Raw genomic sequence first — 14,820 nt, 5'->3', positions numbered from 1 at the left:
GTCCGGCTACCCGTCGAGCTGCGCCAGACCCTCCGCGGCGATCTTCTCGAAGACGGCGAGGTCCGCCGCGAAGACCGAGTCGGGGATCGGCCAGTGCAGCACGATCTCGTCGATGCCCAGCCGCGCGTGCTCCCCGGCGAAGTCGACGAAGGCGTCGAGGGAGGACAGCGGCCGCCCCGGGTCCGGGGTGAAGCCGGTGAGCAGGACCTTGCCCAGCTCGGCCGCGTCCCGCCCGGCCTCGGCGCACGCCTCGCCCAGCCGGTCGATCTGGCGGCCGATGGCGGCCACCGACTCGGCCGGAGTGCCCGTCTCGTAGATCTTCGGGTCGCCCGTGGTCACCCAGGCCTGCCCGTAACGGGCCGCGAGGCGCAGCCCGCGCGGGCCGGTCGCGGCGACGGCGAAGGGCAGCCGGGGCCGCTGGACGCAGCCGGGGATGTTGCGCACCTCCCGGGCGCTGTAGTGCCGGCCCTCGTACGTCACCGCGTCCTCGGTCAGCAGCCGGTCCAGCAGCGCCACGAACTCACCGAAGCGATCCGCCCGCTCACGCGGCGTCCACGCCTGCTCGGCGCCGCCCAGCAGCGCCGTCGCGTCGAAGCCGGAGCCGCCCGCCCCGATGCCCAGGGTGATCCGGCCGCCGGAGATGTCGTCCAGGGAGATCAGCTCCTTGGCGAGCGTGACCGGGTGGCGGAAGTTCGGGGAGGTGACCAGGGTGCCGAGGCGCAGCCGGGACGTTGCCGCGGCCGCCGCCGTGAGCGTCGGTATCGCCCCGAACCAGGGGCCGTCGCGGAAGCTCCGCCACGACAGGTGGTCATAGGTGTACGCGGTGTGGAAACCCAGGTCCTCGGCGCGCTGCCACAACTCTCGGCCGCCGTCGGACCAGCGGTGCACGGGCAGGATCACGGTGCTCAAACGCATACCGTCGAGCCTAAGGGCATATGCCGCCGAGCCTGACGGCACTCGTGTCCGGCATATGCGGGAGGATGGTTGCCGTGACCCCAGCAACCGAGCAGTCCGAGCCTCCGGCCGCGCCCAGACCCGTTCCCGCCACCCCCCGGCCCCGGCTGATCGCCACCGACCTCGACGGCACCCTGTTGCGCAACGACAAATCCGTCTCGGACCGCACCGTCGCCGCGCTCGCCGCGGCGGAGCGGGCGGGTATCGAGGTGTTCTTCGTCACCGGCCGGCCGGCCCGCTGGATGGACGTGGTCAGCGCCCATGTGCACGGCCACGGCCTGGCCATCTGCGCCAACGGCGCGGCCGTCGTCGATCTGCACGACGGCGGCCGGCTGCTCGACGCGCGCCCGCTGCCCGGCGAGCGGGCGGTGGCCGTCGTGGAGGCGCTGCGCGGCGCGGCCCCCGGCACCTCCTTCGCCGTCGAGCGCACCGGCGGGATCGCCTACGAGCCGGAGTACCCGCCCTTCAACCGCGACCCGAGCGCCGTGATCGCCCCCGCCGAGAAGCTGCTCGCCGACGGCGGGGAGTGCGACGGCATGCCGATCCTCAAGCTGCTCGCCCACCACCCCACCCTGGCGCCCGACGCCTTCCTGGAGCTGGGCCGCACGGTGGCGGGCGCCCACGGCGACTTCACCCGCTCCAGCCCGACCGCCCTGCTGGAGATCAGCGGGCCGGGGGTGAGCAAGGCGAGCACCCTGGCGCGGTGCTGCGCTCAGCGGGGCATCGCCCCCGAGGAGGTCGTGGCGTTCGGCGACATGCCCAACGACCTGGAGATGCTGGCCTGGGCGGGCACCTCGTACGCGATGGCCAACGCGCACCCGGAGGTGCTGGCATCGACCACCGGCCTCACCGCGAGCAATGAGGAGGACGGCGTCGCGGCCGTCATCGAGCGGATCCTGGAGGGCATCCAGGAGGACACCCGGAAGGACGTCCGGGAGGACATCCAGGAGGGCTGAGGCGCCCGGGCCCGCCCCCCGGCCGGGTGGCCGGAGGGCGGTTCCACGAGCCGCCCGGAATCGGCATGGCCGCGCGGTATCACCAGAAGAAGACGACGTATCCGTCGCCACCGGGGTTGCCCGCCGTGCCGCGCGTATTGGGCGCGCCGCCCGGGCCACCGGCGCCGCCTTCGCCCCTGATCCCGGGCGGGTCGACGATGCCGTCGACCTCATCGCCGCCCGCGCCACCGGTCTGCCCGCTGTCGCCGGTCCGGCTCACACCGCCCGTGATGCACTGGCCCGTGCCGCCGGCCCCGCCCGTGCCGTCGGCGCCGTCCGTGGCGCCCACCCCGGCGTTGCCGGGGTTGCCACCGACGCCGCCGGTGGAGTTGAGAAGGGTGTTGCTGCTGGCATCGGTCACGCTCGTGGTGCCGCCGTTGCCGCCGGTGCCACCGGCGCCGCCGACAGGCCCGGCGGTACCCGCGGTACCGGCGACACCCAGGTTCACCGTGTAGCCCTGGAGGGCCTGGACCGGGATGACGCACCAGGTGAAGCCGCCGGCGCCACCGCCACCACCGGTGCCGCCGATAGCGGTACCGGTCGGGACGGCGCCGCCGCCACCGCCGCCACCGCCGCCACCGGCGCCCCATGCCTGGACATGCACCGTGGTCACGCCCGGGGGAGGCGTGAAGGTCCCGGTCGCGGTGAACTCCCGCACCCCGTGCAGGACGGCGGGGTACTCCGGCGGCCCGAAACCGGGGTCACCGCCGCCCAGAGGGCCCTCGTCGGCGATGGCGGCGGGGGCCGCGGTCAGCAGCTGGCTGCTCAGGGCCACCACCGCCGCGGCGGCGGCCAGGACGGCCCGATGGCGCGTTCGGAATCGTTTGGATGTTGCGCTCTGGCTGTTCACGTGACGACTTCCTTCCCCGCGTCGGGCCAACGACTGTCGCGGAGTGCGATAGGGCGATAAGAGGCAAAGCTGACCAAGCGGCCCGCGAAGCTCATCCCACTGCCCGCCCTGGGGGTGCGCATGCTGACGCCGCAATAGTTGGCCCGCCCAGGTGAGGAGTTGCCCTGACCGGGCTAACTCCCGGCCGGCGGCGGCCTCATCCGGGTTGCCGGGGCCGCCGCGTAAACCGTCCGCCGTGAAAAGTCACCTGGGCAGCGCCGCGGCCCCGGCCAGGGGAGATGGCGCCAGGGTGCCGCCCTCCTGGGCCTCCCGCTCCAGCATCCGCCGGAACGGACCCTCCGCCGCCGCGAGTTGGCCATACGTCCCGCGCTGCACGGCCCGGCCGCCGTCGAGCACGATCACCTCGTCGACCGCCTCCAGTCCCGCCAGCCGATGGGTGATCAGCACGGTCGTGCGCCCCCGTGTGGCCGACAGCAGATCGGCCGTCAGCGCGTCGGCCGTCGGCAGGTCCAGGTGCTCGGCGGGCTCGTCGAGCACCAGCACCGGGAAGTCGGCGAGCAGCGCGCGGGCCAGCGCGAGCCGCTGCCGCTGCCCGCCGGACAGCCGCGCTCCCGACTCGCCGACCAGCGTGTCCAGGCCGTCCGGCAGCCCGTCCACCCACTCCAGCAGCCGGGCCGCGGCCAGTGCCTCGCGCAGTTCGTCGTCGCTCGCGCCGGTGCGGGCCAGGCGGAGGTTCTCGCGCAGCGAGCTGTCGAAGATGTGCGCGTCCTGGGCGCACAGCCCCACCAGCCGCCGTACCGCGTCGGGGTCCATGGCCGCGGTGTCGCGGCCCGCGAGGGTGTACGCGCCCGCCCGCGGGTCCAGGAAGCGGAGCAGCACATGGGCGAGGGTGGTCTTGCCCGAGCCGGACGGGCCGACCACCGCGACCCGGCGGCCCGGGCGCAGCTCCAGGTCGAAACCGTCCAGGGCGGGCTCGCTCCGCCCCGGGTACCGGGCGGAAATCCCGCTCAGGACCAGTGGATACGTCTCTTGTGGGGTCTCCGTGGCCGCCGGGGCGGGGCCCGGTCCCCCGGGCGCGCCGTCCACCACGTCGTACACCCGCCGCGCGGCCCGCCGCACCCGCTGCCGGTGCTGTACCGCGAGCGGCAGCCCCACGACCGCCTCGAACGCGGCAAGCGGCATGAGCACCACCACGGCCAGCCACACCCCGTCGAGCCTGCCGTCGGCCACCGCCCGCACACCGATGAGCGCCGAGGCGGCCACGGTCAGCCCGCAGGCCAGCGCGGACAGTCCGGCGCCCACGCCGGTGGCGGCGGCCGCCCGCCGGGCGATCCGGGTCAGCACACCGTCAGCGCGGCGCACCTCGTCCAGCCGACGCGGCAGCGCACCGGCGACGGTCAACTCGGCGGTGCCCGTGAGCAGATCGACGACCTGGGCCGACAGCGCGCCGCGGGCCGGGGCCAGCCGGCGCTCCGCGTGGCGGGCCAACGCCCCGGAGACGAGCGGCGCCACGACCCCCGCCACCAGAAGTCCGGCGGCCAGCACGGCGCCCGCCTCCGGCAGCAGCCACCAGGTGAAGCCGGCGGAGGCCACGCCCACGGCCAGCGCGGCGCCGACGGGCAGCAGCCAGCGCAGGAAGTAGTCCTGGAGGGCGTCCACATCGGCGACCAGCCGGGAGAGCAGATCGCCGCGCCGGGTGTCCTTCAGCCCCACCGGCGCCAGCCGCTCCAGCCTGCGGTACACGGCGACCCGCAGCTCGGCGAGCACCCGGAGCACGGCGTCGTGCGAGACCAGGCGCTCGGCGTAGCGGAAGACGGCCCGGCCGATCCCGAACGCCCGGGTCGCGGTGACCGCCACCATCAGATAGAGCACGGGGGGCTGCTGCGACGCGCGCGAGATCAGCCATCCGGAGACGGCCATCAGCCCGACGGCGCTGCCCAGCGCGAGGGTCCCGAGCAGCAGCGCGAGCGCGAACCGGCCCCGCCAGGCCCTCGCCGACGCCCGCACCCACGCGAGCGCGGAGCGGCGCTCCCGGTGCGCTTCCGGCGCCGGCGGGGCATCGGGCCCCGCCGCCTTGCCATCCGCCGACGCGTCGCGTGCGTCGCGTGCGTCCTGTGCGTCGCGTGTGCCGTCCATGGGGACGGCCCGCGGGGCCGGGACCCGGGGGGCCGCGGTGGGACCGGGCAGCCGCACCACGCGGTCGGCGACGGACAGCAGGGCCGGGCGGTGGACGACCAGCAGGACCGTGCGGCCCTCGGCCAGCCGCCGTACCGCCTCGACGACCGCAGCCTCCGTCTCCCCGTCCAGATTGGCGGTCGGCTCGTCCAGCAGCAGCACCGGCCGGTCGGCCAGGAACGCGCGGGCCAGCGCGAGCCGCTGCCGCTGCCCGGCGGACAGCCCCGCGCCCATCTCGCCGAGGGGGGTGTCGGCCCCGTGCGGCAGCGCGTCGACGAAGCCGAGCGCGCCCGCGTCCCGCAGCGCGGCCCGCACCGCGGCGTCATCCGCGTCCGGGCGGGCCAGCCGTACGTTCTCGGCGATCGTCCCGGCGAACAGATACGGGCGCTGGGGCACCCAGGCGACCTGGGCGCGCCAGCCGTCGAGGTCGAGCGACGCCAGGTCCCGCCCGCCGATCAGCGCCCGGCCCTCGGCCGGCTCGGCGAACCCCAGCAGGACGTTCAGCAGCGTGCTCTTGCCCGCCCCGCTGGGGCCGACCACGGCCACCGTCTCCCCCGGGAGGATCTCGAACGAGGTCGCGGCCAGGGAGGGTTCAGCGCGGCCCGGGTGGCGGACCACCAGCCCCTCCACGCTCAGCGCCGCGCCGCGCGCGTCGGGAGAGGGATCGCCGCCCGGCGCCCTGGGCTCGCGTTCGAGGACCGCGAAGACCTCGTCCGCGGCCGCCAGCCCTTCCGCCGCCGCGTGGTAGTGCGTGCCCACCTGCCGCAGCGGCAGATACGCCTCGGGGGCCAGGACGAGCACCACCAGCCCCGTGTACAGGTCCAGCTCGCCGTGGACCAGCCGCATCCCGATGCCGACCGCGACGAGGGCGACCGACACGGTGGAGAGGAGTTCGAGCGCGAAGGAGGAGAGAAAGGCCAGCCGCAGGGTGCGCAGCGTCGCCCGCCGGTAGTCGGCGGTGATGGCGCGGATGGACGCGGCCTGGGCCTTGGCGCGGCCGAAGACCTTGAGGGTCGGAAGCCCGGCGACGACGTCCAGGAAGTGCCCGGACAGCCGGGACAGCAGCCGCCACTGACGGTCCATCCGCGACTGGGTGGCCCAGCCGATGAGGATCATGAAGAGCGGGATCAGCGGCAGGGTGACGGCGATGATCAGCGCCGAGACCCAGTCGGCGGTGACGATGCGGGCCAGCACCACCACCGGCACCACCACCGCCAGGCCCAGCTGCGGCAGATAGCGGGCGAAGTAGTCGTCCAGGGCGTCGATGCCCCGGGTGGCGAGGGTGGTGAGCTCGCCCGTTCCCCTCGCCTCCCGCCCGTCAGTCTTCCGCTCGCCCATCCGCTCGGGTCCCAGCCGGGCCGCATGCGCGAGCAGCCGCAGCCGCAGCTCGGACTTGACGGCCGCACCGGCCCGGTGGGCGGCCAGCTCGGTCAGCCAGGCGACCGCGGCGCGGCCGGCGGCGACGGCCGCCAGCAGCGCCAGCGGGCGCACCAGGTCCCCGGGCGCCGTCCCATGGACGAAGGCGGCGACCACCACCTCGGCGATCAGCATGGCCTGCGCCACCACAAGCCCCGCCGCGACCAGCCCCAACGCCACGGACGCGGCGAGGAACAGACGGGTCGCCCGGGCGTGACGCAGCAGCCGGGGGTCGACTGGTTTCACGTGAAACACACCACCCGTGGGGTCAGTGACCGGTCGGCTCGGGAATGTGCTGGGTGCCGATCCGCTTGCGGAAGACCCAGTACGTCCAGGCCTGATAGGCCATCACCAGCGGGGTCATCACGGCCGCGACCCAGGTCATGATCTTCAGGGTGTACGGGCTGGACGCCGAGTCCGCCACGGTCAGGCTCCACCGCGGGTCCAGCGTGGAGGGCATGACGTCCGGGAAGAGCGCGAGGAAGAGCATCGCGACCGCCGCGGCGATGGTCACCCCGGACAGGGCGAACGCCCAGCCCTCCCGGCCGCGCCGGTTCATCACCAGCGCCGCGAGCAGCGCGACCGCCGAGACCAGCAGCGCGGCCAGCGACCGCCCGTTGCCGCTGTCGTGTTGTGTCCAGCCGAGGAAGGCCACCGCGAGCACGGCGGCGACCGGGCCCAGCACCGCCGCGTACCGCCGCGCCCGGGTCCGGATGTCCCCCACCGTCTTGAGCGAGGCGAACACGGCGCCGTGGAAGGTGAACAGCACCAGGGTGAGCACCCCGCCGAGCAGGGCGTACGGGTTGGCCAGGTCGAGGAGGTCGCCGGCGTAGTTCTTGTCCGGTCCGATCGGCACCCCGCGCACCATGTTGGCGAAGATCGCTCCCCACAGGAACGCGGGCAGCAGCGAGCACCAGAAGATCACGTTCTCCCAGTTGCGCTGCCAGCGCTCCTCGGGGCGCTTGTGCCGGTACTCGAAGGCGACACCGCGCAGGATCAGACAGACCAGGATGACCAGCAGCGGGAGATAGAAGCCGCTGAAGAGCGTCGCGTACCAGTCGGGGAAGGCCGCGAAGGTCGCGCCGGCCGCCGTGATCAGCCAGACCTCGTTGCCGTCCCAGACCGGGCCGATGGTGTTGATCAGCACCCGGCGTTCCGTACGGTCCCGGGCCAGCGGCTTGGTCAGCACGCCGATCCCGAAGTCGAAGCCCTCGAGGAAGAAGTAGCCGGTCCACAGGACGGCGATCAGCACGAACCAGACGTCGTGAAGGTGCAGTGACATGGCTCTCTCCGGCTCAGTACGCGAAGGTCAGCGGCTTGTCGGCGTCGTCGTTACCGGTGGCGTCGCCCCCGGTGGCCGACCCGGCGCCCGGTCCGCCGGAGGGCAGCCGCAGCCGGGGGTCCTTGGCCGGCGGCTTCTCGTCGGTGTCCGGCCCGGCCTTGGCGTACTTGGTCAGCAGCTTCACCTCGACCACCGCGAGCACGCCGTACAGCAGCGTGAAGACGCCCAGGGATATGAGGACCTCGGTCCGGCTGACGCCGGGGGAGACCGCGTCGGCGGTCTTCATCAGCCCGTAGACCACCCACGGCTGACGCCCCATCTCGGTGAAGATCCAGCCGAAGGAGTTGGCGATCAGCGGGAAGCCCATGGTCAGGATCCCGATCCGCCAGGACCACTTGGTCAGCAGGGGGCTCATCTCGCGGTTCTTGGTGAGCATGAGCCGCGGCACCTCGTCCTCCCCGGTGCGGAACGCGGGGGAGAGCCACTTCTTGCGCCGGGTCGTCCACAGCCCGATGAGCGCGGCGACGAACGAGGTCATCCCGAAGCCGATCATCAGCCGGAAGCCCCAGTACGTCATGAAGATGCTGGGGATGTAGTCCTCGGGCTGCCCGCCGTAGGCGGCGGCCTCCCGCGCGGCCACGTCGTTGATGCCGGGGACGGAGTCGGTGAAGTTGCTGTGCGAGAGGAACGACAGCATCCCGGGGATCTCCAGCTCGACGCTGTTGTGCCCCTTGCCGACATCGCCGACGGCGAAGATCGAGAAGGGCGCGGGCGCCTGGGTGTCCCAGAGCGCCTCGGCCGCGGCCATCTTCATCGGCTGCTGCTCGAACATCACCTTGCCGAGCTGGTCGCCGCTGACCGCGGACCCCAGGCCCGCGATCACGGCGACCACCAGCCCGAGCCGCAGCGACGCGCGCATCGCCGGGATCTGCTTCTTCTGCTTCTCGCCGAGCTCCTCCCCGCGGTCCTGGCGGCGCTTGGCCCGCCAGAGGTGGAAGGAGGCGATGCCCACCATGAAGGCGGCGCCGGTGAGGAAGGCGGCGGTGAGGGTGTGGAAGACCACGACCAGGGTGGTGTTCTGGGTCAGCACCGCCCAGATGTCGGTGAGCCGCGCCTTGCCGGTGGCCTTGTCGATGGCGTAGCCGACCGGGTGCTGCATCCACGAGTTGGCGGCGAGGATGAAGTACGAGGACAGGATGGTGCCCAGCGCGACGATCCAGATACAGGCGCAGTGGATCTTCTTCGGCAGCTTGTCCCAGCCGAAGATCCACAGTCCGATGAAGGTGGACTCGAAGAAGAAGGCGAGCAGCGCCTCCATGGCGAGCGGGGCGCCGAAGACATCGCCGACGAAGCGGGAGTAGTCCGACCAGTTCATGCCGAACTGGAACTCCTGGACGAGGCCGGTGACCACGCCCATCGCGATGTTGATCAGGAAGAGCTTTCCCCAGAACTTGGTCGCATGGAAGTACTTCTCCTTGCCGGTGCGGACCCAGGCCGTCTCCAGACCGGCGGTCATGGCCGCGAGAGAGATCGTGAGCGGGACGAAGAGGTAGTGGTAGACGGTGGTGATGCCGAACTGCCATCGCGCCAGCGTCTCCGGCGCCAGAGCCAGATCCACGGGAATCTCTCCTTACGGTCTTGCCCGGTTGTGCCCGGTCTTGCGTGCAGGGTTCGCCTGCGCCCCAAGGGAGCTTGTGAAAGTATTCACATTCACAAGCACATCATACGCACACACATTTACGCCCCTTCTCACCGGGGGGTGGAAGGGGCGTAAGCGCAACGTATCGGTATGCTTCTGCCTTTACGACCGGTCGGCGTGGACGCCGGTTCGAGCGGGGCCGCCGCAACTGCTCTACGCCGACGGCCCGCCGCGCGTCACAGCTCCTTGCGGAACTCCTCGGTGACCCGCAGGAAGATGTCGTTCGCCTCCCGCTCGCCGACCGTCACCCGCACCCCCTCGCCCGGGAACGGGCGCACCACCACACCGGCCGCCTCGCACGCCGCCGCGAAGTCCATCGTGCGCTCCCCCAGCCGCAGCCACACGAAGTTCGCCTGCGACTCGGGCACCGTCCACCCCTGCTCGGCCAGCGCCCCGCTCACCCGCGCCCGCTCCGCGACCAGCGCCTCCACGCGCTCGCGCAGCGCGTCCTCGCTGCGCAGCGAGGCCACCGCCGCGTCCTGCGCCAGCTGGCTGACCCCGAAGGGCACCGCCGTCTTGCGCAGCGCCGCCGCCACCGGCTCATGCGCGATCGCGAAGCCGACGCGCAGCCCGGCCAGGCCGTACGCCTTGGAGAAGGTGCGCAGCACGCACACATTGGGCCGCTCCCGGTACAGCTCGATGCCGTTCGGCACCCGCTCGTCCCGGATGAACTCGATGTACGCCTCGTCCAGCACCACCAGCACCTCGGCGGGCACCCGGTCCAGGAAGCGGGTCAGCGCCTCCCGGCCGACCACCGTGCCCGTCGGGTTGTTCGGGTTGCAGACGAAGATCAGCCGGGTGCGCTCGGTGATCGCGTCCGCCATCGCGTCCAGGTCGTGCACCTCGCCGCCGGTCAGCGGCACCTGTACCGGCGTCGCCCCGGAGATCCGGGTGATGATCGGATAGGCCTCGAAGGACCGCCAGGCGTAGATGACCTCGTCACCCGGCCCGGCCGTGGACTGCACCAGCTGCTGCGCCACGCCGACCGAGCCGGTGCCGGTGGCCAGGTGCTCCGGCGGCACGTCGAAGCGGCGGGCCAGCTCGGCCGTCAGGGCGGTGCAGGCCAGGTCGGGGTAGCGGTTGAAGGAGGCGGCGGCCGATATCGCGGTCTCCAGCACCCCGGCGAGCGGCGGATAGGGGTTCTCGTTCGAGGACAGCTTGAAGGCGGCGGGGCCGCCCGCCGCGGCCGGCTTGCCGGGCTTGTACGTCGGAATGCCGTCCAGCGCTCCACGCAGCTTGGGGCTCTTCTCAGTCACCGCGGCTCCTCCTCGACCGTCCCGTCCGTGCGCGACCGCCCGCACACGTCGATACCTCTCACCTTATGAGGCATCCTGGGCCCGGCGTACCGGCGAGCGAGCCCCGGGGCACGGGCGGCGGGAACCGGGCGCGGGGGCGGCCGGGGCCGGCGCGGAGGCGGCTGCGGCCCGGCGCGGGGATGGCACACAGATGAGGGGGAGCGATTCCGCTTCCGCCGTGCGCCGGTGGCGAGCGCCCTGGCGCGCATCGCTCATGAAGGTGAGTTGAGACCTCTTCGAGACAACGACCAATCGGCAGGCGTGGATATGCCAGAGGCGACTACTGACCCGCGAGAACCCCCAACTATCTTGATTTCCAAGGGAATTGGGCGAAGCGCTCATGCAGAAACGTGCCTTCGCCAAGCCGAACGCACCCCCGCGCGGAGGGGCCACCCTCGCCCTACTATCGGCTCGCCATGACAGCAGCAGGGAAGCACCAGGTGAGCCGGTCGACCGGCCGCCGGCTGACACGAGCGGGCATCCGGGACGTGGCCGCCGCAGCCGGGGTCTCGATCACGACCGTCTCCGACGCGCTCAACGGCAAGGGCCGGCTCCCGGACGCCACCCGCCGCCATGTCCGCGAGGTCGCCGACCGGCTGGGCTACCGCCCCTCCGCCGCGGCCCGCACGCTCCGTACCGGCAAGTCGGGCCTCATCGGCCTGACCGTGACCACATACGGGGATGAACCTTTCACCTTCACCGAATTCGCGTACTTCGCGGAGATGGCGCGCGCCGCCACCTCCGCCGCGTTAGCACGGGGCTACGCCCTGGTCATCCTGCCCGCCACCTCCCGCCACGACGTATGGTCCAACGTCGCCCTCGACGGCACCGTCGTCATCGACCCCTCCGACCACGACCCGGTCGTCACCGAACTGCTGCGCCAGGGCATCCCCGTGGTCAGCGACGGCCGCCCGGCCGGCACCCTCCCCGTCACCGCCTGGGTGGACAACGACCACGAGGCCGCCGTCCTCGGCCTGCTCGACCACCTCACCGACTCCGGCGCCCGCCGCGTCGGCCTGCTCACCGGCACCACCACCGACACCTACACCCGGCTGTCCACCACCGCGTATCTGCACTGGTGCGAGCGGGTCGGACAGGACCCGGTGTACGAGGAGTACCCGGCCCACGACCCATGCGCCGGGGCCGTCGCCGCCGACCGCCTGCTGGCCCGCCCCGACCGCCCCGACGCCGTCTACGGCCTGTTCGACCCCAACGGCACCGACCTTCTGGCCGCCGCCCGCCGCCACGGCCTGCGCGTCCCCGAGGATCTGCTGCTGGTGTGCTGTAGCGAGTCCGCGATCTACCGCACCACCGAACCGCCCGTCACCACCCTCTCCCTCAAGCCCCGCCGGATCGGCACCGCCGCCGTACAGCTGCTGATCGACGCCATCGAGGGGCCCTGCGCCGACCACCCCGTCGAGCGGGTGATACCCACCGAACTGATCGTGCGGACGTCCTCGCAACGGCGCCCGCCACGCACCACGGTCAGCGCGCCGCGCAGCCGTGCCGGAGGCTGACGGCCCGGGGTGCGGCCGTAACCTGAGGAAGACTTGAGGATGACGCGACACGCACCGGAGCCCGATCGGCTGCTCCTACCGGGCCAATCCGGGATAAAAGACCGTCCAAGCGGGACGGCTCCCCGATTGACGGCCCCCGGGTGCGTCACAAGCCCGTACGGTCATTCCTATGATGGGCGGACGACACCGCGGACCGCCCTCGACCAGGCATGGTCCACACGGTGGCACGGCGGCGCGAGGGTGGAGGGGTCGATGACTCAGGGGGCCGGTCTGGGAGCCTCGGCACGGACGACGGCGGCGGTTCCGCCCGTGTCCGCGTACGGATCGTCCGCCGTGCCCGGCCCTCTTCCGGGCGGCACGATCCCCACCGCCCCGAACCCGTACGGCGGGATGCCCTACGGCGCGGTCCCGCACGGCCGGGTCCCCCGCGACCCGGCCCAGCCCGCCCCGCCCGCGGCGCGCCCCGCGGAGCCCACCCCGCCCACGCCGCCCTCACCACCGGCGCCCCCCGTCCCGCCGGTGGAGTACACCCCCACCGAGCGCTCCCTGCCGGTCATGGGCCCCGGGCACACTCTCCCGGACACCCCCCTGGTGCCCCCGCAGGACCGCCCGACCGTCGAGCTCACCCCGGTCCCCGACCCCGAGCGCTCCCAGGCTCCCGAGTCCGAGGGGCCCGGCCCGCTCTACGTCGTGGGCGATGTCCACGGCTACCTCGACGAGCTGCGCGAGGCGCTGCTCGCCCAAGGGCTGATCAACGCCGAGGGCAACTGGTCCGCGGGCAACGCCCGGCTCTGGTTCCTCGGCGACTTCACCGACCGCGGCCCGGACGGGATCGGCGTCATCGACCTCGTCATGCAGCTGTCCGCCGAGGCCGCGGCCGCCGGCGGCTACTGCAAGGCCCTGATGGGCAATCACGAGCTGCTGCTCATCGGCGCCAAACGCTTCGGCGACACGCCCGTCAACTCCGGCGCCGGCACCGCCTCCTTCCAGGCCGCCTGGCTGCTCAACGGCGGCCAGCGCACCGACATGGAGCGGCTCGAGGACCACCACCTCCAGTGGATGTCCCGGCTCGACGCGATGACCGAGCAGGACGGCCATCTGCTCGTGCACTCCGACACCACCGCCTACCTCGACTACGGCGACTCCATCGAGGCAGTCAACGACGCCGTGACCGAGGCGCTGCAACGCAGCGACGCCGACGAGTGCTGGGATCTGTTCCGCAAGTTCACCAAGCGCTTCGCCTTCCGCGACGAGGACGCCGGCCCGCTGGCCGCCCGCGAACTGCTCGACACCTACGGCGGGCAGCGCATCGTCCACGGCCACAGCCCGATCCCGTATCTGCTCGGCGAGGTCGGCTCCGAGGACGGCGAGGACGACGGCCAACCGATCGTCGAAGGCCCGCACATCTACGCCGACAACCTCGCGATCGCCATGGACGGCGGCGTCACCATGGCCGGAAAACTGTTGGTTGTCCAATTGCCTCTGAGCGACTGAGGGTTCATATCACGTCGCACGGGGAAGATAGACAGTTTCACCGACGCGGAGTGAATTCGGGAAACCTACTGTCACCCCACGCCGGATCGGCTCTACCATCGGCTTATCCGTAGCAGGCTCTCCTCCGTTTCCGCCCCACTGCCCGGTGACAGCCGGCAACGAGGCCCTACGGAGCATCGGGGGATGCACATGAACAGCGCTCCGCACCTGCTGATCGAGGACCGCCCGGAGTTCGAGCGGGTTCTCGACGAAGCGCTGCGTACCGCGGACCGTCGCGCGGACCTCAGCGGCGTCGGCCAGCGGCTCACCACCGAGCAGCTGCGCACCATGGCCATGAACGCCGCGGCCACCATCGCGGCATGCGCGGCCGACGAATACCAGCACTATGTGGACGCCCGCGAAAAGCTGCGCCAGCCCGCGGCGCCCGACTCCTGGCCCGACACGGCCGACGACGACGAGTTCGCGGCGGCGGACAGCGAGGGAGACGGCGCGGCGGGCGGGTTCGTCGCCACAGTGGGGGACGCCGCGTCCGGGGCGGGACTCGTCGCCGTGCTCTCCGTCCTGGCCCCGGTCCTGGCCGGCACCGCGGCGATCATCTTCCTGCTCGCGGGCTATCTCCTGCGCCTGCTCGACCCAGCGCCGGCGATAGCCCAGCCCATGGTCACTGCGGGGTGGCTGTTCGCCGTGCTCACCGCCGCGGGCCTGCTGATCGCCACCGTCGGCCTCCTGCTCACCGCGCTGCGCAACGGCTCGAGAGCGATGCGGGGCAGCGCGCGCAGCGCCCAGCGCGAAGAGGTGGACCGCGCCAGAGAAGCCTGGGGGCTGGCGCTGCTCGAGCGGGGCGTGGTGCCCTTCCTGCGCGACGCGCTCGCGGACCCGACGGCGGCCGACGGCTCCCACACCTCCCCGGCCCCTTCCCCCGCCTCCTCCCCGACGCGCCCGTCGTCCCCCTCGTCCGCCTCGTCTGCCTACGCCCCCAGCCGCACCCCCCATCTCGGCTACAGCCGCCCCGGCTTCAGCACGGACGACGACGCCCCCAAAACCCGCCCGCGCTACACCAGCCCCGACTTCACCAGCCCCGACTACGGCGGCCCGGAACACCAGCCGGATTAGGCGCTCGACCAGCCCGTTTCAGAGGGCAAC

10 protein-coding genes are annotated in these 14,820 nt (G+C 72.7%); 4 read left to right on the top strand and 6 right to left on the bottom strand.

Annotated elements, in window-relative coordinates:
• Window positions 1-6: 6 nt before the first annotated feature.
• Complete coding sequence (locus ACZ4WQ_RS27645) at window positions 7-915, bottom strand: LLM class flavin-dependent oxidoreductase (RefSeq protein WP_311726042.1); 909 nt, start codon at window positions 913-915, stop codon at window positions 7-9.
• 65 nt (window positions 916-980) lie between these two features.
• On the opposite strand from ACZ4WQ_RS27645, the gene ACZ4WQ_RS27640 reads away from it, so the two are divergent.
• Entirely contained in the window at window positions 981-1,910 is a 930-nt protein-coding gene (locus tag ACZ4WQ_RS27640; RefSeq protein WP_398376169.1) for an HAD family hydrolase, read from the top strand.
• Between the two features lie 79 nt (window positions 1,911-1,989).
• Here ACZ4WQ_RS27640 and ACZ4WQ_RS27635 read toward each other — a convergent pair whose 3' ends face one another.
• From ACZ4WQ_RS27635 to hisC, 5 genes are all read right to left on the bottom strand, one after another.
• Window positions 1,990-2,799 (bottom strand): hypothetical protein, encoded by an 810-nt coding sequence (locus ACZ4WQ_RS27635; RefSeq protein ID WP_468022499.1) that lies wholly within the window; start codon window positions 2,797-2,799, stop codon window positions 1,990-1,992.
• Between the two features lie 243 nt (window positions 2,800-3,042).
• Window positions 3,043-6,636 carry a thiol reductant ABC exporter subunit CydD gene (cydD, locus tag ACZ4WQ_RS27630; RefSeq protein WP_468022498.1) on the bottom strand — a complete coding sequence of 1,198 codons (3,594 nt, stop codon included), beginning with the start codon at window positions 6,634-6,636 and terminating at the stop codon, window positions 3,043-3,045.
• A 22-nt stretch (window positions 6,637-6,658) separates the two neighbouring features.
• Window positions 6,659-7,666 (bottom strand): cytochrome d ubiquinol oxidase subunit II, encoded by a 1,008-nt coding sequence (gene cydB, locus ACZ4WQ_RS27625; RefSeq protein ID WP_311726198.1) that lies wholly within the window; start codon window positions 7,664-7,666, stop codon window positions 6,659-6,661.
• Window positions 7,667-7,685: 19 nt separating this feature from the next.
• Window positions 7,686-9,290 (bottom strand): cytochrome ubiquinol oxidase subunit I, encoded by a 1,605-nt coding sequence (locus ACZ4WQ_RS27620; RefSeq protein WP_468022497.1) that lies wholly within the window; start codon window positions 9,288-9,290, stop codon window positions 7,686-7,688.
• A gap of 257 nt (window positions 9,291-9,547) precedes the next feature.
• A complete protein-coding gene (hisC, locus tag ACZ4WQ_RS27615) occupies window positions 9,548-10,627 on the bottom strand; it encodes a histidinol-phosphate transaminase (protein WP_468022496.1) in 1,080 nt (359 codons plus the stop codon).
• A 455-nt stretch (window positions 10,628-11,082) separates the two neighbouring features.
• Here hisC and ACZ4WQ_RS27610 point away from each other — a divergent pair, with 455 nt between their 5' ends.
• The 3 genes from ACZ4WQ_RS27610 (at window position 11,083) to ACZ4WQ_RS27600 (ending at window position 14,790) form a co-directional block, all read left to right on the top strand.
• A complete protein-coding gene (locus ACZ4WQ_RS27610; RefSeq protein ID WP_311726036.1) occupies window positions 11,083-12,183 on the top strand; it encodes a LacI family DNA-binding transcriptional regulator in 1,101 nt (366 codons plus the stop codon).
• A 252-nt stretch (window positions 12,184-12,435) separates the two neighbouring features.
• Window positions 12,436-13,677, top strand: coding sequence for a metallophosphoesterase (locus ACZ4WQ_RS27605; RefSeq protein WP_468022495.1), 1,242 nt, complete (start codon window positions 12,436-12,438; stop codon window positions 13,675-13,677).
• A gap of 183 nt (window positions 13,678-13,860) precedes the next feature.
• Window positions 13,861-14,790: a hypothetical protein gene (locus ACZ4WQ_RS27600; RefSeq protein ID WP_398376187.1), complete on the top strand. Its 930-nt coding sequence runs from the start codon at window positions 13,861-13,863 to the stop codon at window positions 14,788-14,790.
• Window positions 14,791-14,820 lie beyond the last annotated feature (30 nt).

The sequence above is a fragment of the Streptomyces sp. NPDC028305 genome (genome assembly GCF_055569495.1).
Note: the sequence above shows the minus strand (reverse complement) of the source record. Positions and strands in the feature narration are given on the sequence as shown.

Coding starts and splice junctions, on each gene's coding strand:
- ACZ4WQ_RS27645 (WP_311726042.1), bottom strand. CDS start 915: ATGCGTTTGAGCACCGTGATCCTGCCCGTGCACCGCTGGTCCGACGGC.
- ACZ4WQ_RS27605 (WP_468022495.1), top strand. CDS start 12,436: ATGACTCAGGGGGCCGGTCTGGGAGCCTCGGCACGGACGACGGCGGCG.
- ACZ4WQ_RS27610 (WP_311726036.1), top strand. CDS start 11,083: ATGACAGCAGCAGGGAAGCACCAGGTGAGCCGGTCGACCGGCCGCCGG.
- ACZ4WQ_RS27640 (WP_398376169.1), top strand. CDS start 981: ATGGTTGCCGTGACCCCAGCAACCGAGCAGTCCGAGCCTCCGGCCGCG.
- ACZ4WQ_RS27600 (WP_398376187.1), top strand. CDS start 13,861: ATGCACATGAACAGCGCTCCGCACCTGCTGATCGAGGACCGCCCGGAG.